General features: G+C 69.8%; 9 protein-coding genes. 2 read left to right on the forward strand and 7 right to left on the reverse strand.

Translation table 11 applies throughout. The annotated features are described in order from the left end of the window. Positions 1 to 4: 4 nt before the first annotated feature. From PARHAE_RS13435 to PARHAE_RS13450, 4 genes are read right to left on the reverse strand one after another with little or no spacing between them, the layout of a single operon-like run. Positions 5 to 970 (reverse strand): c-type cytochrome, encoded by a 966-nt coding sequence (locus tag PARHAE_RS13435; RefSeq protein ID WP_126155094.1) that lies wholly within the window; start codon positions 968 to 970, stop codon positions 5 to 7. After that, a complete protein-coding gene (locus tag PARHAE_RS13440) occupies positions 967 to 1,545 on the reverse strand; it encodes an SCO family protein (RefSeq protein ID WP_126155095.1) in 579 nt (192 codons plus the stop codon). Before PARHAE_RS13440 ends, PARHAE_RS13435 begins: the two co-directional genes overlap by 4 nt. Further along, a complete protein-coding gene (locus PARHAE_RS13445) occupies positions 1,542 to 3,299 on the reverse strand; it encodes a hypothetical protein (RefSeq protein WP_126155096.1) in 1,758 nt (585 codons plus the stop codon). Before PARHAE_RS13445 ends, PARHAE_RS13440 begins: the two co-directional genes overlap by 4 nt. Next, positions 3,296 to 10,408: a hypothetical protein gene (locus PARHAE_RS13450; protein ID WP_126155097.1), complete on the reverse strand. Its 7,113-nt coding sequence runs from the start codon at positions 10,406 to 10,408 to the stop codon at positions 3,296 to 3,298. The genes PARHAE_RS13445 and PARHAE_RS13450 overlap by 4 nt, the downstream gene beginning before the upstream one ends. Positions 10,409 to 10,580: 172 nt before the next feature. Between PARHAE_RS13450 and PARHAE_RS13455 the strand changes: the two genes are divergently transcribed. Continuing rightward, positions 10,581 to 13,271 (forward strand): trypsin-like peptidase domain-containing protein, encoded by a 2,691-nt coding sequence (locus tag PARHAE_RS13455; protein WP_164555246.1) that lies wholly within the window; start codon positions 10,581 to 10,583, stop codon positions 13,269 to 13,271. On the opposite strand, the gene PARHAE_RS13460 is transcribed toward PARHAE_RS13455, so the two are convergent. Together PARHAE_RS13460 and PARHAE_RS13465 are read right to left on the reverse strand one after the other, a co-directional pair. Further along, entirely contained in the window at positions 13,205 to 14,449 is a 1,245-nt protein-coding gene (locus PARHAE_RS13460; RefSeq protein ID WP_126155099.1) for an effector-associated domain EAD1-containing protein, read from the reverse strand. The two genes, PARHAE_RS13455 and PARHAE_RS13460, sit on opposite strands and share 67 nt — an antisense overlap. Then, entirely contained in the window at positions 14,446 to 15,540 is a 1,095-nt protein-coding gene (locus tag PARHAE_RS13465; protein ID WP_126155100.1) for a trypsin-like peptidase domain-containing protein, read from the reverse strand. Before PARHAE_RS13465 ends, PARHAE_RS13460 begins: the two co-directional genes overlap by 4 nt. 119 nt (positions 15,541 to 15,659) lie before the next feature. On the opposite strand from PARHAE_RS13465, the gene PARHAE_RS13470 reads away from it, so the two are divergent. Next, positions 15,660 to 17,930 (forward strand): coiled-coil domain-containing protein, encoded by a 2,271-nt coding sequence (locus tag PARHAE_RS13470; RefSeq protein WP_164555247.1) that lies wholly within the window; start codon positions 15,660 to 15,662, stop codon positions 17,928 to 17,930. Positions 17,931 to 17,979: 49 nt separating this feature from the next. On the opposite strand, the gene PARHAE_RS13475 is transcribed toward PARHAE_RS13470, so the two are convergent. Beyond that, positions 17,980 to 18,720: an N-formylglutamate amidohydrolase gene (locus PARHAE_RS13475; protein WP_126155102.1), complete on the reverse strand. Its 741-nt coding sequence runs from the start codon at positions 18,718 to 18,720 to the stop codon at positions 17,980 to 17,982. Positions 18,721 to 18,760: the final 40 nt, after the last annotated feature.

An 18,760-nucleotide genomic window follows, 5' to 3' on the forward strand; every position in this document is an offset into this window, starting at 1 on the left:
CTTTTCAGGGACCGTTCTGGCGATAGACCTGGATCATCGGATCCAGGTCCAGCCGTTCCAGCATATCCTCGAAGCGGCTGCGGGTCGGCTGCCGGCCCAGGTCGCGCAACAGGGTCAGCGCCGCCAGCGTGGCGGCATAAGCATGGGCCGCGCGCGCATCCCGACCGCTCTGCAAGGCCCAGCCCATCGCCTGGGGCAGGGGTCCGACAGCCTGCACCTCGATTCCCTGCGACAGCAGCCTGGGCAGATGCGGACCCAGCCGGTTCATGCTGTCCGCCACGCGCCGGGCCTGGCTGTTTTCCTGGTAGGGCCGCAGGCCGGAATCGTCGGATAACAGGCGCTGCACGCGCGCATCCTCGGCCCGGTGCAGACGGGGCAGCAGGGTGGCGATGGTTGCGTCCAGATCCAGGAAGGCCGGGTCGCCGATCATAACCCGACGCCCGAAGCTGCCTCCGTCGCGGTTGAAGGCGGCGATGGCGGCAAGGGCCGCCTCGCGCGCGGCGGGATCGGCGGGCAGGGCGACGGTGAGGGTATCTGCGCCCAGGCCCTGGCGTTCCCATGCATCCAGGTCTCGCAGATGCGCCGACAGCGCCGCGATGGCCTGGTCCGATCCCTGGAATCGCGGCATCCGCGCCGAGATGGTCCGTCCCGACGGGGTGATCCCTTGGGTCAGCAGCCGGGCGAAGGCCGGCTCGTCATAGGCGGGGCGCTGCGGCGTGGCGGTGGCAAGGCTGGTCCAGCCGATGGCGGGCGCGGTCTGCGCGCCGCCTTCGGTCCCGCCGCGACCGTCCGCGCCGTGGCAGCCCGCGCAGCTGAACTGCCCCTGCGGCAGGACCGGCCCGTCCGCGCCGCCCAGGCGGGGCTGCAACCCGTCGCCGCCGTTGAACAGCGCCGCCCCATCCTGGGCTACCCCGTCCTGGGCCACGGCGGGCATGGCCAGCAGCAAGACAAGGACGGCCAGCCGCCTCATGGGGCGATTCCGCGTGCCTGTTCGATCAGCTGCGCCGGGTCGGGCACGCCCGAGATGCGCCAGAAGGTGCCGCTGCGCAGATCGCCCAGCAGATAGACGGCTTCATGCGCCTCGACCGGGCCGGGTTTCAGGCCGAAGGCGGACAGCAGCACCGGTGTGTCGGCGCGACTGGCGACCAGCCAGTCCCAGTTGCCGCTGGCCTCGATCTCGGCCGCCGCCGTCGCCAGTGTGCCGGGCGTGTCGCGCCAGGGATCGACCGACAGCGCGATCAGCCGCAGCGGCGGGGCGCCGGGTGCTTGCAGGTCGGCGTCGACCAGCTTCATCACCGCCTTGACCATGGTGCAGTTGTCCTTGCATTCCGTATAGATGAACGAGATCAGGACCGGTCCTGCGTCGCCATAGCGGGTGACGAATCCTGCCGTTTCCCCCTGCGTATCGGTCACGGGAATATCGGGCAGAAGCAGCCGTTCCTGGGTCAGCGCGCTTTCCATCGGCGCGGCGGCATGGTCGTGCCCGGAATGGGCCAGGGCGGCGGCGGGCAGCAGCGCCAGCAGAAGGGCAAGGGAACGGATCATGGCAATTCCTCCAGCACCAGGGGGGCGAAGCCCGTGGGATGCCCGGCGCGGGCGGTGACGACCAGCGGCAGGCGGCCGTCCAGTGTCCAGCGTTCTGCGGTCAGGCCGTCGGGGCCGGTGGTGAAGGGCTGACGGATGCGCCAGTTGCCCGTCAGGGCGGCCAGGTCGATCACGCCCGACAGCCCTGCGGCGGGCGCGCCCTCGCCGGTGGTGAAGCGCAGCCGCACCCCGCCATCGGCATCGGCTTGGGGCTGGATGCGGCCGGGGGTGCGGGCGGCGGTCTGCGGGGCAGGGGGCGTCGGCAGGGCCGCGCAGAAGGCCATCTGGCCGATCCCCGCGCTGACCACCAGTTCCCACGCGCCGGGACGGGGCAGGCGGGCGGCGGCGGTGAACTGGCCGGGGCCGGTGGGCCGCAGCCCGCGATCCAGGGCGCGCACGATCTGCGGAATGCCGCCGCGCAGGCGCATCGCTTCCATCGGGGGCTTGCCGCTGATCGCGTGGCGCGCGTCCAGGACAAAGCCCGCATAGCTGTCGGCATGGACCGCCAGAACCGCCGGTTCCGGCAGCAGGGGCGCCAGCAGCGCGGAGGTCGGGGCATCCCGGCCGGGCAGGGGCGGACCGATGACGACGCGGCCCAGCGTGGCCTCGGCACCGGGCGGGATCGGGTCCAGATCCATCACGCCGATGGTCGATCCGTCCGCCAGCCGCAGTGCGGCAGTGCCGGGCAGGAAGGCCACCTCGGCCACGGGGCTGTCGGTATCGGCGGCGGGGACGACCTGGCCGGTCGCAAGATCGGCCATCGCAAAGCCGGTGCGGTCCCGCGCGTACAGAATGACCATTCGGCCTTCGGGGCTGACGGCCATGCGGTCGAAATGCCCGTCCAGCGGGATGGCCTGCGCCCGGTCCGGTGCGTCCAGCCACAGCACATGCAGCGTCTTCCGATCCAGCCACAGCGCCGCGTCGCGGTTCAGACCGATGGCCGCGGCGCCGGGGGCCGGGGCATCGGCCAGCGTGGCGCCGCCGTCATCCAGCACCAGCAGCCGGTCGTCCGACAGGACCGCCAGCCGCCAGGACGGATCGGTCCCGCCGTCGCCCGCGATGGCCCTTGCCTTCAGATCCAGGCGCAGGTCGCGGCCGGGCCGCAGGATGTCGCCGGTCCCCTCCTCCAGCAGCCAGGCCCCGCCCGAGGCGGCGGGCACCAGGGCGCCGGGCCGGTCCAGCCCTTCGGCCAGCACCTGCGTGTCGCCATAGGGCGTCATCGCCAGCACCTGCCCTGCGCCGGGCAGGCTGAGCAGGAACCGCCCCGACGACGGATCGGCCGCGACCGAGGCCGGGGCCGTATCAAACCGGCGCGCGGCCAGCAGGTTCGCGGTGCCAAGCGCGCGCTGCGGATCCAGCACGGTGAAGGCCCCGTCGCGCGCCGCCACGCCCAGCACCACCCCGTTCAGATCGACGCTGCCGATAGAGGCGCGGCCGGTCGCGCGATAGGCGGCGGCGGTTTCGCCGCAGGGCAGGTCGCTGGGGCCGCGTTCGCGCAGCCAGCCCAGCGGCGCCAGATCGGTCGGGACGGAACCGACCTGCGCGGTGAACTCCAGCACCACGTCGAAGGGCTGGCCCGGCAGGACCTGCGCCAGATCGGCGCCGCCCGGCGCGGTGAACCGGACCTGCGCCGACAGCGGCGGCTTCAGATCCTGCGCGGCGGCCGGTCCGGTCAGCGCGGCCAGGACCGCCAGCCAGGCGGCGCGGCGTGTCACTGCGTGTTCCTTTCGCATTCTTCGGCGTTGAACTCGACCAGGCCCCAGGTGCCGCCCGCCATCAGATAGGTGGGGCCGTCATGCCACAGCACCTTGCCCTCTACGTCCTGGCGCCTTCCGTCCGGCCCCAGAACCTGCCGAGGATGCAGCCAGGCCGAGACCACCTTTCCCGGCGCCACCAGGGCCGCGTTCGGGAAGCCGAAGCCGGGAAACAGGTCGTCATAGCCCAAGCCGTTCATCACGAAGGCCCGCTGCCGCGCCCGGCCTCCGGGGTGGACGACGCGGATCAGCACCTGCTCGCCGGGGCAGGCCATCAGCGTTATCGGCTTGCGACCGGGGTCGGATCGATAGGTGTCGTCGAAGAAATTCGGCGGGAACAGGACGGTATTGAGGTCGTCGCTGGCCTCGATCCGCCCGGCGCCCCTGACCGTGCCGTTCTTGCCCGGCTGGAACACGATGTCGTCCCGGCGCAGCAGGCTGGCAAAGGGCCGCGACTGATAGCTGACGCCCTGGTCGCCCCAGTCATAGCTGTCGTCGCAGACCGGGCAGTCGGGAACGATCCTTGCCGTCTCGGGCGTGCCGTCCTGCCAGTTCCAGCGGATCCGGGAATCCGAATCGTGGTGGTTCAGCCCGTCCTGATAGAAGATCACGAATTCACGGACCGCGACGGGCGTGCCGGGGCCGGTCGGTTCGGCCGGATCGTATCCGGGATCCATCACGACGTTTTCGTACCGCACGCCCCGCTGGAAATCGCCGGGCGCCTTGGCGGCGCGGCGCGATCCAACGGGCGCCCCCGTCACCGTCTCCGGGATGGTCCAGTGGCGCGGCAGCACGTCGATCACCCCGAACAGCCCGTGCGTCGTCTGCGACACGACATCGCCCGTCACCCGCACCGGAACGGGGCCGAAGGCATAAGGGATCCAGTGGATATGGCGGTGCAGTTCGTCCCGCACGGCCCTGTCCAGTTCCGCGGCCTGTACCGAGGTCAGGTCGATATCGCCCAAGGTGAAACGCTTGCCCAGGACCGTCGCATGGGCCGGATCCCGGCTTGCGGCAGCGCGGGGTTCAAGGGTCAGATCGCTCCATCCGACCGCTGTTTCCAGGGAGTTGACAGCCCGGACGAAGACTTCGGTGGGCAGGTCCACATTGACGTCCGGCTGGACGATCCGCATCCGCCCGGCATAGAACCGCAGCAGGCCCGAGACCTGCGCGATATCGGCCGTCGCCGGCGCCATCGCCGCGCGGTTGATGCCATAGCCCAGCGGCAGGTTGCGGATCAGGTCGCCGCCCGGCAGTCCGATGGACAGCCCCAGCCGGGCCGAGGGGCGCAGGCCGGTCGCGGGCGCTGTCAGCGGCGTCAGGACGCCGCTGACGCCGGTGACGGGGGCCTGACCCGGCGCCCCGGCGCTTGAACTGCGGCTGACCGCCTGTTCGGCATCCGTGTTCAGCGGCGTGATCTTGGGCATCAGCGCGTCGCCCGGCTGATCGTGCCGCTGGGCGGGGGTTCCGGTCAGCGGCGGTTCCTGCAACAGGTTGACATAGCGCAGTTCGACGCAGTCGCCCGCGTTCACCCGCATCACGAAGGGCTCGGGCCGGGCATAGGCCTTGCGCACCGCCGCGATCACCTGGGCACGCGGCAGGTTCTGCCAATGCGCGTCGGTGCCGATGTCGCGCGCGTTTCCCTTGGCATCCGTCACCTCGGCGGGATTCAGCAGCGCCAGCATCAGCCCGTCGGGATCGCTGCGGTAACCGCCATAGTCGGTGCCCCGATCCCAGATATCGGCGGTGCGCAGCGCCACCACCAGGCCCATCGTGGTATGGCGCAGCAGCGGATTGTCCGGCAGCGGGCAGCCCGGCGCTTCGTTGAGGGGCAGGGCGTCGATGGCGCCTTTGGCGCGGGCTTCCACAAGCTTCTTCCTGTCGATGGGAACCAGCGTTTCGGGGGCCGCCCCGTCCTTCCAGCCGTCCAGCAGCGCCGTGCGCGCCTGCTGGTCCTTGTAGATGCGCAGCAGGCCCCAGGCGCCGTTCCACAGCGCGTCCAGGGTGCCGAAGTTGTAGAGGTAATCCGACACGTCCTCGACCCGTTCGGTTGGGGTCGGGAAGGCTGGCGCGGCATTCCGCGCCGGTCTCATCTCGATTGCCGGGACATCGCTGCGCAACCGGGTGCGGACTTCGAAATGTTCGGAAATCCCGACCTCTTGCGCGAAGGTATAGCCTTCCAGATTGTCGCAATTCGCAAGCGCGTCGTCGAAGGCGCGATAGCGGGCCAGCGTCTCGGCGTCCTGGAGATCGCTCTCGTCATAGGCCTCGCGCGCGGCGGGGGTCAGGTTCAGCCAGGTCTCGTAATCTTCGGGGTATCCCTTGCGCACCGCGTCGAAACAGGCCTTGCGGGCGGGATCGACCGACACCGCCAGGTCGCGCATCCCCTGGGAAAAGCGTTGGTCGATATTGCGCGGTCCGGCCATGCCCGCGATGTTGAAGACATGCTGCACCTCTTGCGCGCCCTGGATCAGGCGGAACACGGTGCGTTCATCCTGATATGCCTCGAACTGCGGGGTTTCGGGGTCGCGGGCGGGCGCCGAGCCGGTGTTATCCTTCGGATCGTGCCATGACCGCAGGACATTGCCCGCATCGCCCCGGTCGCCCGCAAGCTGATAGGCATAGCTGCACCGGGGCATCGTCCCCGCCATCAGCCGGGACACGACCTCGCTGTCGGGGGCGGCGGGATCCCAGGCCTGCCCGGCGCGGGCCATGCGCAGGGGTTCGCAATCGGCGTCGGGCGATCCGTCGGCGTTCTTGGTCCCCAGCCGCAGCGGCAGCGGGGCGTTGCGATAGTTCACCAGATAGGGATCGTGATGATCGACCGAGATCGATTCCGGCCGTTCCGGCGGTGCCACGGGCTTGGCCAGCGGGCCGCCCTGGACGGGCTTGCCGTCGGGCGACGCGGCGCGGCTGCGATAGTCGACCAGATGCTCGCGCAGGGCCTGGACGCTGGCCAGATCCATCAGGTTGCCGTGCAGGCGCGCCCGGTGATAGGGCCAGTCGCCCGGCGCGCCTGCCGCCCACCAGGCGGGCGGAGTGACGGGGTCGGCCGGATCGTCCGGGCCGCATTGCCCGGCCGTCTGTCCCCGCCACAGCCCCTTGGCGGCCGACAGCGCCTCGCAATAGATTCGGGCCATGCCCTTCAGATGGGCGTCGGCGCGCGGTTCGATCGCGGCCGTATCCTCGCGGTCGCGCGGGTCGTAGAGCAGGGCGAAATCCGCGACGGCCAGCGCGAATTCGCGGTAGTCGTCGTGGATCAATTCGTTCGTCTTGACGATCTTGTGGGTGCCCGTCCAATCGGCGCCGTCCTTTTCCCGGACTTCGAACAGGCCGGTCGTCACCATCGGCTTGCAGGAACCGTCGCCATGCGGATCGCAGATCTCGGCATGGTCGGGTTCGATCAGCAGGGCCGTGTAGAACCCGTGCTGCTGGATGGACGAGGGGCCGAAATGGTCGTGGCTGAACACCGTGCGCATGGTCCGGTCGCGGGCCTTGGGGGCGTCGTCGCCCCCTTTTCCGTCCAGGGCCATGATCGGATCGGCGAACCAGCGTTGCACGGTGGTCTGGAACAGGTGGCGGTTTTCGGTCACGGGCAGCCGCCAGATCCGGCCGTTGTTCAGGGTCGAGCATTCGGCCTCGGTCGCGGGGCGGGTGCCCCAGTCGCCCAGATCCGCCTGGTCCCAGGACGGATCCAGGCTGCCCCCGCGCAGCGCGGCGCAGCGGCGCGCCATCAACTCGTCGGCGGCGAAGGTGCCGTCCTCGTAGTTCCAGCCGTTCCCCGACCCGTCCGAGGATGTCACGTCGAATTTCACCAGATGGATATGCTGGCCGATGGTGTCGGTCGGCGTCTTGACCTGGAAATCGTCCAGTTCCAGATCCTTGGGCAGTTCGTTGGTGTGGCGGAATTCGATGCATTCGCCCGACAGCGCGCGGAAGAAGAACGGCTCCACGTCGTCGCGCGTGGTGGGCGAGATGCGGTTTCCCGGATCGCCCGGCAGCTTGAAGGCGTCCGATGTCCGCGCCTGCGCGCCGTTCTGGCTGTTGTCGGCCCGGCTGGTCAGCACGTCGATGCGGGCCTGCGGATCGTGCCACCCTGCCTGATTGACGACCAGATCCAGTTGCACGGCCGAGACCCGGTATCGCCGGAACCCCGTCAGCGCCGGGTCGATGGCATAGTTCTGATGCCCGGTCAGCGGATCCGTGCCCGTCTGGCCGTGGTCGCGTCCCGGCGCCCCGCCGCAGGGATCGGAGAATGGCGCGCCCGGTGCGGGCGGGGCGCCGTTCACGTCGAAGGCGCCGCGGACGGGGGCCGCGTCCGCCTGCCCCGGCAGCGGGGCCTTGGGCGTCCGATAGGCGCCGTCGCCGAAGGCGGCGGGGTCGCCGTCCGGCCCCAGCATCGCCAGACCGGCACCGTCATGGTGGAAGGCCTGCGCCGCGCGCTCCAGCGGCTCTCCCTCGGGGTCGAGCGCGCGGATCCAGGCATGTTCCAGATGCGCCGTCATGTCGCCAAGCGCCAGGGCCTTGGCGACCATCTGGCTGCGCAGGGTTTCCAGGCGCGCGCGGCTGTCTTCGTCGTCCAGATCGGCGGCCAGCGTGGCGTCCAATTCCGTGATCTCGTCCGACAGCCGCAGCGGCAGGTCGCGGTCGGCCTTGGTGATCACATGCCGCCCCAGGCCCCCGGACAGGTATTCGTCCCTGGCAGGGGCGTCGGGACCGGACCCCTCGTCCCCCAGGGCACGGGCGATGTCATGGGGCGCCTGCGGCGGCCGGTGCCCCGGCTGCCCGGCAACATAGAAGGGATAGCCCGGCATCGCATCCGGCACCGGCCGAGGCGTCCTTGCAGGGGTTTGCGCGGTTTCCGTCCGGGGCGCCGCCGCCTGCGCGCGGATCAGCCGTTCAGGGCCGCCCGCCGCCTGGCCGCGCCACAGGGGCGGGCGGCGGCGCGCGGCCTCGGGTGCCAGCGACGCCTGGTCCGGCGCCGCCTGGGGGTCGGCATAGCGGGGCAGGGGCGGCAGCGCCTCTCCGGGCAGGGGGACAAGCGCCGGGATCGGCGTGCCCGCGCCGGGGCCGGGTTCGTCGCGCGTGCCCGGATCCAGCCAGGCGCCGGTTTCGGGATCGACGCTGCCGGCGCGGGCGAAATGCACATTGTCGGGGTGGCGGATATCGGCCGAAAGGCCGGGCTTGTCCTGGCCGTCGGGCAGCTTGCGGCTGCCGTCCTCGAACACGTCATGGACGCGCCACAGCGCCCACATCCCCTGCGCGAAATGCGGATACAGGTGGCAGTGGAAGATCGAATCCCCGACGGTGCGGTTGCGGTTGCCCGACCCGCCCCAGGCGCCTGCTTCGCGCCCGCGCCCGCCGTGATAGATGTTATAGGTGAAGCCCTGGCCCGGCGCGACGGTCTGGCTGTCCAGATAGCTGCCGCGCCCCTGGTCGTTGCCCGCGAACCATTGATGCGCATGCAGGTGGAAGACATGGGTTTCCTTCGGCCCGGCGTGGAAATTGCGGAACACCACCGGGTCGTTCAGATAGGAATGATGCACGTTCGACGGATCGTCGGCGTACCATTCCAGCAGCGCCGGATCGCCGTTCGCCCACGAGGTCAGGAAGAACTCCTCGTACAGGCATTCCGCGCAGGCCGCCGCCGGTCCGATCCCCTTGCGGTTGGCCAGCAGCATCGTGCCCATCCCCGACGCGCCATAGTTGATGGCGAACCCGTCGCGCACCCCGGCAAGCTGGCCGAACCGGGCCAGTTCCTCGAAGTTGCGGGTGTAGAAGGTCTTCAACTCGTCATGGAAAAAGACCGAGAACTCGCGGAACGCGTCGAAGCGCAGTTCCTGGGTGCGGTCCTTGTCCGCCGTGTCGGTCTTGCAGTGCAGGGGAGGCGTGGAATAGCCGCCGGGGTCGGCGGCGCGGTGGTCGCACCAGATGATCGCGTTCAGGTCGGCATGGACGATCTCGAACGCTTTCGCCTGGCGGAAATCGGCGGTGCCGATGGCGCGGGCCATGTTCAGGACCGGGATGCCGCCCAGCGTCCTTTCGTAATCCAGTCCGCCCGACCGCGCGTGGCGCGGTCCGCCTTCGCGGGGCGCCCAGGCCGCATCCATCGCCGCCTGCGACACCTGGCTGCGATACCAGCGGGTGCCGGGGCGTTCGGCCATGACCGCGCCGAACAGCCCATGGGTGATCGACCCGCCGTCGCCCTCACCCCCCGCCGGGGCGGCGCGGCTGGCAAAGAAATGCGTGCCTTCCTGCACGACCTCGTAGAGGCAGTCAAAGCTTTCATTCGGCATTGCGGCGCCCAGGCCCCGGCAGGCGGGATGGGGCGGCTGTCCGCGCAGCGCCAGCGGCATCAGCCCTTCGGCCAGCAGATTCAGGCTGCGGGTGCGCGGCCAGTCGGCCTGATCGAAGATCGGAACCGGATCGCGCCCTGCTTCCGGCTCGATCCCGGCGCCGGGCGGATCGTTGTCCGCGCGGTTCATGTCCTGATCCTCGCACAGCGCCTCGTGATGATCGACCATCCGCGCCGATCCGCGAGACAGATGGCCGCCGACCGGAGCCCTGCCGTCGGGGCAGAAATCCCGCGACAGGTCGCGCGCCGGGGGGCTGCCGGGAACCTCGGGCGCCAGCAGGTTCTGGACCCGGACGAACAGCAGATCGCCCACATTCGCCCGCAGCACCAGCGGCCTTGGCCTGCGGCAATCGCGCAGCCGCACCTCGCCCGCGCGAAGCTGCACGGCGGGCTTGGCATGGGTCGCGGTATCCTGCCCGCAATCGGGCTGGGCGGCAGGGGCCTCCTCCATCGCCACCACGTCGCGGCGCAGGGCGAAAATCATCCCATAGGGGTTGAACGATCCGAAGCGGTTATAGACCAGCATCTGATCCAGGGCGACCAGATCGGCGCAGACCACGCGCTGCGGCCTGTCCCCAGGGGCGTCCGAACAGGCCGTGTCGAAATCGGCGGCCGCCTGCGCATGGGCCGGGGCGGTCCAGAACATCGCGCCGCAGACCAGCACAACTGCGGGAAGGACGGCGCGCCGGACAAAGCGGAAATACGGGACGGACATGATAAACCCCGATGCTGAAACAGCCTGCGGGCAAAGGGTCATCAAAAGCCCGAAAGGCACAAAATAACAAACTGCGGATACTTTTATAATTAATATTGCCACGAATCAGGGTTAATCGCAACATACATATATTAACGAGTTTTCTTTTGTATTTAGGATGGAACAGGTTGCGATGGATTATCCCTTGGCCGCCGCCCGCCGGTTGATGGCCATCGGCGCGGAAAATTCCCGTGCCCGGTCGATTATCGACGATCGCCGCCCCGTTTATCTGCTGCCCCCGCAGGAAAAGATCGCTGCGCCCCCGGATCTGCCAGGGATCGATTCCGCCCGACTGAAATCCCTTATCGACCATCAGGCCTCGAAGGTGGCCTTGCTCAAGGTCCGGGACGGTCGCGATTTCCAGCCGGTGGCGACGGCCTGGCCGTTTTCGACCGATGAAGCCGTGGGCAGGACGCGGCGGTTTCTGACCGCCGGCCATGTCCTGAGGATCGTTGTGACCGAGGGCACCCTGCGCCACGCCGGCGACGTGCAGAAGCAGACGGTCGTCAAGCGGGATGCCCAGGTCGTCTTTCCCGACGGTTCTTCCCATCCCGTCATCCGCTGGATATGTTCCGCGCCCCTGGACCTGGCTGTTTTCGAGATTCAGGACGATTGCGATGCGTTGATCCTGAAAACAGATCGGGCGGTGCCGGACAGCATCGCCGTGATCGGCTATCCCCTGGTCGGGGGTGTCGAAGTCTTCAAAAATCAGACCGACCCCTATATCGAGCGTCAATATCTTGCGGTCGGCGAACGGAAATCCGCCATTGGGGGCGGAAAACAGCGGGCTGCTCAGTTCCGGCACGACGCGACCACCCTGCCGGGGTTTTCCGGCGCGCCGGTCTTCGATCCCGAAACCGGGCATGTGGTCGGCCTGCACATCCAGGGATCGGCCGAGGGGCTGGAACATTCGGTCGGGATCGTCGGATTGCGGAACCCTGTCGAGAGGGACTGGAACGACGGTCTGCGTGCCTCGGGCATGGTGCAGCAGCAGACATGGCTGGCCGAGATCCTGGATGGAACCGGCGACAGGCCTGACGACGATGCCGCGACGATATTCTGGACGGGCGGTCTTGCGCCCGGTCCCCGTGAACCGATCGAGGCGTTGCCGCTGCCGATCCTGCTGGCCGATACCGGCGCTTCTCGCGGTCCGGGGGGGACGGGGACAGAGGGCGGCGTGGTGCCCGACCGGCCCGACAAGCGCGACAGGTTCTATCGACCCGGCCTGACGCCGGTCCCGCAGCGCCTGATTCCCAGCCCCGGTGCCATCGGCGACCAGGGGGCCGAGGGCAGTTGCGCCGCCTTCGCCCTGGCCGCGGCGATCGAGATCCAGCTTGCCCGGCGCAGGGGGTATCGCCCGCCGCCGCAGGGTCTGACGGCCAGCGTGCGGATGCTTGACCGGATGGCGCGGCGGCACGACGAATGGCTGGACGACACGCCCGACGGCACCAGCCTGCGCGCCGTCATCAAGGGGTTCCACCATAACGGCGTCTGCCCGGAATCCCTATGCGCCTATGTCCCGCAACGGCCCGCGTTCTTCCTGACCCGGACCATCGCCAAGGCCGCGCGGCGGATCACGCTGGGCGCCTATCTGCGGGTCCGGCTGACGGTCGACGACATGCGGATGGCGATTGCCGATGCCGGGGCGGTGATCGTCACCGCCGACATTCATGACGGTTGGGGAAATCTGGACCGCCGCGGCCGGATCCCCTTCGACCTGGCGAACCCGCCGCAGCCGCGCGGCAGGCACGCCTTCGTCGTCACCGGCTATGACAGGAACGGGTTCATCGTCCAGAACGCGCGCGGCGCCGGCTGGGGCGGCTATTTTCATCGTCCCGGCCATGCGTTGTGGCGTTTCGCCGACTGGGCCGAGAACGGCCGGGACGCCTGGGTCATCCGCCTGGCCCCCCAGGACGACAGGGCCTTCGCCCTGACGGCGAGGGCCGAGGCGACGGCGGCCCCGCCCCGCAGGCAGGGGCTTCTGGGCCATGCCCTTCATGCGGAACGCTTCGGCCTGGTCGAGGACGGCACCCTGGGCCTGGGCGCGCAGGGCGTTGCAGAGACGGCGGCCTATCTGGACGATGACGCGGCGCGCGAACGCTATCCCCGGCTGATGCTGGTGTTTCACGAACCGCTGATGGATGGCGACCTGATCGCCCGGCTGGCGCTGCGGCTGACCTTGCGGCTGAAGGCGCAAGGCGTCTATCCGCTGCACATCGTCTATGGCCTGGACGAGATGCTGGCCTGCCGGTTGCGCCTGTCCCATGACATCGGCCGCGCGGTCGAACGCTATCTGCGCGAGGGCGCGTCCCGCGATGCGGCGCTGCAACGCCAGCTTGGCCCGGTCATCCGCACCCAGGTGGACCATTTCGCCCAAGGGGCGCGGGCCGCCGCAGCGCCGCTGCTGGCCGATGCCCTGGCGCCGCTGTCGCTGTGCGCGATGCCGGGCAGGCAGGTCGATGTCCTGTCGGTGGGCCTGGGCGGTGTGGTCGCGCAAGAGGTCCTGCCGACCTTGCCAAGCCCGCGCCCGCCGCATCTGGCCATCGCCTGCCCGGTCGAGATCAAGGCCACCCGGCACTGGCGCCTGGGCAAGACGATGGACGAGGCCGATCTGCCGGGCTGGCTGGGCAGTTGGGGCGACATCGTGGCCGGGGCCTTCGGCCGCAGCATCCGCAGCCCAAGGGGCGCAGAGGCCGCGAATGCCCAGGATCTGCTGTCGGCGCCGGAGTTCGTCACCGACCTGCTGAAGCAACTTCCTCATGGCGGCGCGGTGCGCCCCTCTAGAACGCGGCCTTGGTGGACTGGAACCAGTCCGCGTCGCTGACCAGAGCGGCGTTCTGGCGCCAGGGCAGGGGCTGCCTGCGATCCTGCGGCAGGGGCTGGATGCCACGCTTGGCGTCCAGCCCCTGCCGCCAGCAGGTCGGTCGCAAGCGCCATCAAGGCATAGCGCCGCTGGGGCGTGCGGGCCTCGGCGATCAGGGTCAGCGCGTTCACCATGCCCCCTTCGGGCAGCGCCATGGCCCGCGCGATGGGATCGGCCACCGTGTCCCACACCTCATAGCACAGGCTGAGGATTTCGTCGGTCGAGGACATGCCGCTGGGCATGGCGAACTGCCGGACAAGCTCGTCCAGATAGTCCTTGACATGCGGCCGGTCGAAGGACTGCACGGCCTGTTCGAACACCCGTCCCGGCGGAGGACCGGAAATCGGCCGGTCCCAGGCCAGCAGGAACAGCCGGATCCGGCTGGGCTGGCCGTTGCCGACGACCTGGGCCAGGCCATACATCAGCATCCGCAGGCTGTCGTCGATCTTGGGGCTGTCGAAGCCGTCGAAGACCAGCCACCAGTCCTCTTTCAGGTCGCTTGCGGCGATGGCGAACCACCGCACCAGGCGCGTGACCGCCGTGGAATCCTGCGGCCCGTCGGCCAGGGTCGGCGGCGCGCCCAGCTTCATCTGGTCGGCCAGATCCGCGATCACGTCTTGGGCGGTTGTGGTGGCCTCGAACGGCAGGGGCAGGTTGATGCGGGCGTTCACGCTGCGCGCCACATGGGCGATCAGGTACTGGCTGTAGGTCTTGCCGCTGGTCGGCGCGCCGGTGACGTGCAGCACCTTGGGGCCGTGCGGCTGGGTCATCGTCAGCAGCGCGTGGCGCAGGGGGTGCTGGTTCACGAAGGGCGCGCCATCCAGCAGCAGTTCCAGATGCGCGGGCACGTTCGTCGGCGCGCGAGAGGCCCCGAAGCCGTCGATCAGCGCGATCAGGTCGGGATTGATCTGGTCGACGGCCCGCAGCCCGTCCAGAAGCTGCCCGATCCAGCCTTCGGCATTCGCCGCCGTGACAAGCTGGAAATAATCGTCCTCCAGCGTTCCGCCCCGGCTGGCGATCCGGGAAAGCGCGGTGTTCATCGGCGGCTGCGCCAGGATGATGTCCAGCCGGCCGGGGGTCGGAAACGCGTCCAGCAGGCGCCTGAACAGCAGATTGGCCTCGGCATTGTTCAGCTTCATGGCGGCGCCTGCGTCCAGAAGGGATCGACCTTGCCGTCCAGCCAGCGGACGATCCGGTCCATCGGGATCGCCTGGTTGAACGCGGCGGTGCGGAAATAGTTGGGATCGCCCGCATGGTGCAGGCCGATCAGATCCAGCTTGCGGTTGAAGACCGGGGACCCTGACGATCCCGGCTCGGTCGCGACATCGTGGCGCCACCGCAGCCCGGCCCCGTGCAGTGCGGTCAGCCGCCCGACGCCCAGCTTCAGCGGCGCGCCCTCGGGATGTTGCAGGATGAACAGGTCGTCGCTCTCGCCCGCATGCAGCGCGGGGTCGATGCCGATCCAGCCGCGCGGCGGATTGTCCGGCCCCTCATCGCCGCTGCGGGGCAGGGCGCCCAGGGGCCGGGACAGGCGGATCAGGGCGAAATCCAGGTTGTCGGCGGCGGGGATGTCGTCCTCGGCCAGGCTTTCGTCGGCAGGGTCGGGCGGGCGTTCCTGGACCAGCCAGTCCTGTGCCACGGGAACCGCCACCCCCTCGCGCACCCGGACGCCGCCCGCATCGACCAGGTAGTCGAACCGGCAGATCATCCCGGCATCCGCCGCCAGCCCGTCGAGGACATGCTGGTTGGTCATCACCAGATCCGCCCCGACCAGAAAGCCCGTGCCAAGCGCGCGCGGAGGCGACCCGGCAAGCTCGATCCGGCAGGTCTGGCCTTCCAGGGCGGACAGGCGGGCCAGGAAGGTGGCGATGTCGCTGAAATCGCTGTTGTCGCGCACCACGCGTTCCAGCCGGATCCGGGGCTTTTCCGCGATGGCCTGCTGCGCGGCATCGGCGACGGCGACGCGCGCGCCGCTGGTCAGCCCGTCCTCCAGCATCAGATCCGCAAGGGCGGCGTTTCCCGGCACCGCCTCGTGCGCGGCGCGGGCCAGGGCTTCCAGCCAGCCCTCGGCCTGGACCTGGACGACGATGTTCCAGTATTCCACGTCCAGCGCGCTTTGCGGCGTCAGCGTGTCATAGAGGACGTTGAACCGCTGGCCCAGGAACATGGCGAATTTCGCGCGGAGCGGGAATGCCGCCAGCAATGCCGTGCTGAGCTTGGCTTTGTTCACCGTGAACCGCTTCCATCACAGGCAGCCCGCGCGGCTGCATCGGACTGAAATCTTACCGCGAATCGGCTTTTGTGTCATCCTTTCCGCAAAGGTTGTGGGGTGGTGAGATGCGGTCCCGATTGCACCTGGCACTGGCCGTCGCGACAGGGCTGGCGGCCGCGCCCCTGGCCGCGCAACCTGTGGGGCAAGCAACCGCGTCGAATCCCGCCCCCGCGATCCAGCGCCTGGCGGAAGGCACGCTGCCCATCGTCCCCTGCCCAGGGGCTGCGAACCAGGGCTGCGTCGAAATCCTGTTCGACGGCGATGTTCCGCCCGCCGCCTGCTGGAGCCTGCCGCCCTTCGGCGATGCCGCCGTGACGGTCGAGACCGCGCAGGCAGGCCAGATCGCGGGCAGCACCACCCGGCGCATGACGATCCTGTTCCAGCCGCTGGACCAGGTGCCCCCCGCCACGCCCGCGACGCTGCGCTTCGGTTTTCCCCGCCCCGGCGCAAGGCTGTCCTGCGACCAGACGGTGGTGGTCCAGCGTCCCGCCAGCGTCCTGGCCCTGCCTGCGGACCTGGACCTGGGCGTCCTGCGCCTGGGGCCGCTGGGCGGGGTCCGGGGTGCCGACCGCGTGCAGGCGGTCTTTGCCGCCCCCGGCCAGCCCGCCATCGGGCCGCTGAGGATCTCGTCCCAGGCGGACCTCCATGGCACCGACCGCCGGGGCAGCCCGGTTCCCGTCCGGCTGGCTCTGCCCGCAGGCGCAGCCGTCACGGCGGGCAGCTTTGCCGAACTGACCGTGGCGCCCCGCCAGACAGGCGCGTTTCCGGCGCTTGGTCCGCTGTCGGGACAGGTCTGGATCACGGCGCCGCAACTGGTGCAGCCCTTTGCGCTGACGATCAGGGCCACCGGCCAGATCGGCTGGCTGGCGATCTGTGCGATGCTGGTCCTGGGCATCCTGCTGGGCTGGGCGGTCCGCCACCAGATCCTGCCGCGCCAGATGCTGGCCCGCGCCCGGCTGGAAGCGGGCCAGGCGTTTGTCGCGGCCAAGGCGCTGCGCGCCCGGCAGCGCGACACGGTCGTGGCGCGCGAGCTGAACGAGGTGATTGTCGGTCAGGAACAGCAGGTCCGGTCGGCCAGGGACCAGGATGCCGTCGCGCAGGCCGTCAAGGACATGACCGACGCCCTTGATGCCCGGTTGAAGGACGCGGATGCCCGGCGCCAGGCGCTGGCCGGGACCATCGCGCCGTCACTGGCCGCGCTGCGGGGCCTGCCCGCAGTGTCGGAACTGCCCGCGCAGCCGCTGGACCACTGGGCCGAGGCGCTGGAAACCGCCCAAGGGATGATCGAGGCGGGCGAAATCGACCGTCCCCGGCGCCTGATCGAAACGCAGGCCGCCCAGGCCGAACGGGCCGCACTGACGGCGCTGTCGGATTTCGCGGCGGATGCCGGGGCGGCGATCCGGGATCTGGACCGCTGGTCGCGGGACGCGGCGGTCCAGGCCTTTGCCCCGCTGCAAGCGGTGCGGGCAGGGTTCCTGCCCCCCGGCGACGCCACCCCGGCCGCGACGCTGACCGCGCTGCGCGACGCCCATGACACCTTGCGCCGTGCCGCCGCCGCCGCGCATCCGGCCATTGCCCGGCACCTGCGCGCCCTGGCGGCCGGGGCCGCGAACAGCGGTTTTCCCGACCCTTTGGCCCGGACCGAGGAGATCCTGCGCGACCTGGACGGTGCGCCCGTCGCCGCGCTGACCCGGTTGGCCGGGCTGGTCCAGGACTATCAGCGCCACGCCCGGACTGCCAAGCTGGCCTCGTTCGAGGATCTGGCCGATGTCAAACCCTCGGGCGTCGAAGCCGGGACCGATTCCGTCCCCCCGCTGGAACGCCGGATCGAGCCGCCCGAACCGCCCGTCCCGACGATCGAGACCGATCCCCGCCTGCCCGTGGCGGGTCAGGAGTTGCGGATCGGACTGGCCGACCTGCCAGCCGGTCACGTCGCCCGCATCTGGACGCCCTATGGATCGGCGCGCATCGGCGGCCGGGACGATCCGCCGCTGACCTTCCGCCCGCCGCATCCCGGCCTGATTCCCGTCCAGATCGTCCTGGCCGACGTGCGGGGCCACGTATTGTCGCGCCACTCCACCACGCTGACGGTCCAGCCCGCCCCGGATCGCGACATTCCGGTCTTTCAGAATGAAAAGGACCAGGCCGACCGGCTGGCCACCGCTGCGGCGGCGGCCCTGGCGCTGCTGTCCGGGGCGGCGGTCTTTTCCGTGGTGCCGCTGACAAGCTGGTGGGCGCTGCTGGCGCCGTTTCTGTGGGGGTTCTTCGTGAACCTGAACCTGCCCGACGCGATCCAGGGCCTGCAATCGCGCCGCGACGCCGTGTTCAAGACGCTGAACATCGGCTGATTGTCGGTCCCTGGGCATCCGGTGGATCAGGGTGGCGATCCCAACCGGATTACAGCCCGGCGCCTGCCAGGGTGCTGGCGATCACCGGGGCCAGCTTGGCGGCCCATTCCATCTGGCCCGCCTCGTCCGCGATCAGGTCGTTGCGCAGTTCGATCAGCACGTTCGGGCGGCCGCGGCGCAAAGCGTGGCGGTCTATCGAATCGCCTTCCAGATGGCCGTCATAGGGCTGGTTCTCGCCTGTGATCCATCCCGCTTCGCGGCAGGCCTGCACCATCGGCGGGCCAAGCCGGACATCCTGGTAGGAATAAAGAATCCCCACCTGCCAGGGCCGCATCGGACGGCCGCGCAGTTGCGGGGTAAAGCTGTGGATCGCACAGATGCAGCGGTCGGGATGGCTGTCCGCCAGCCGCGCCAGCGCGGCGTGATAGGGACGGTGCAGCCGGTCCAGCCGCCGTTCGCGTTCCGCCGGGTCGGCGTTCTTGTTGGCCGGGATCACCGTGCCGTCATACAGGCGCATCAGCAGCGTCGGGTCGTCCTCGCCCCGGTTGGGATCGATCACCAGCCGCGAGAAGTCCGAGAAGATCGCCGGCGCGTCCATCAGCGCCGCCAGCCGCGACGCCAGCCCCGCCGCGCCCACGTCATAGGCGATGTGGCGCGTCATGTCCGCCGTATCGATCCCCAGGTCGCTGCCGTTCACCCAGTCCGGGACGCGGTTCGTGGCATGGTCGCAGGTGATCAGCCAGCGGGACGGGCGGTCCTCTCCCTCGGTCCAGAAGGCGCGGTCTGTCATCGGTCGGTCATCCTTCATGTCGCAGGATGTCTATGCGATG

The organism is Paracoccus haematequi, from assembly GCF_900631945.1.
GTDB classification, from domain to species: Bacteria; Pseudomonadota; Alphaproteobacteria; order Rhodobacterales; family Rhodobacteraceae; genus Paracoccus; species Paracoccus haematequi_A.

What these genes read in the sequence shown, in the direction of transcription:
- PARHAE_RS13435 (WP_126155094.1), bottom strand. Translation starts at nt 970, where the DNA reads ATGAGGCGGCTGGCCGTCCTTGTCTTGCTGCTGGCCATGCCCGCCGTG.
- PARHAE_RS13440 (WP_126155095.1), bottom strand. Translation starts at nt 1,545, where the DNA reads ATGATCCGTTCCCTTGCCCTTCTGCTGGCGCTGCTGCCCGCCGCCGCC.
- PARHAE_RS13450 (WP_126155097.1), bottom strand. Translation starts at nt 10,408, where the DNA reads ATGTCCGTCCCGTATTTCCGCTTTGTCCGGCGCGCCGTCCTTCCCGCA.
- PARHAE_RS13455 (WP_164555246.1), top strand. Translation starts at nt 10,581, where the DNA reads ATGGATTATCCCTTGGCCGCCGCCCGCCGGTTGATGGCCATCGGCGCG.
- PARHAE_RS13460 (WP_126155099.1), bottom strand. Translation starts at nt 14,449, where the DNA reads ATGAAGCTGAACAATGCCGAGGCCAATCTGCTGTTCAGGCGCCTGCTG.
- PARHAE_RS13475 (WP_126155102.1), bottom strand. Translation starts at nt 18,720, where the DNA reads ATGACAGACCGCGCCTTCTGGACCGAGGGAGAGGACCGCCCGTCCCGC.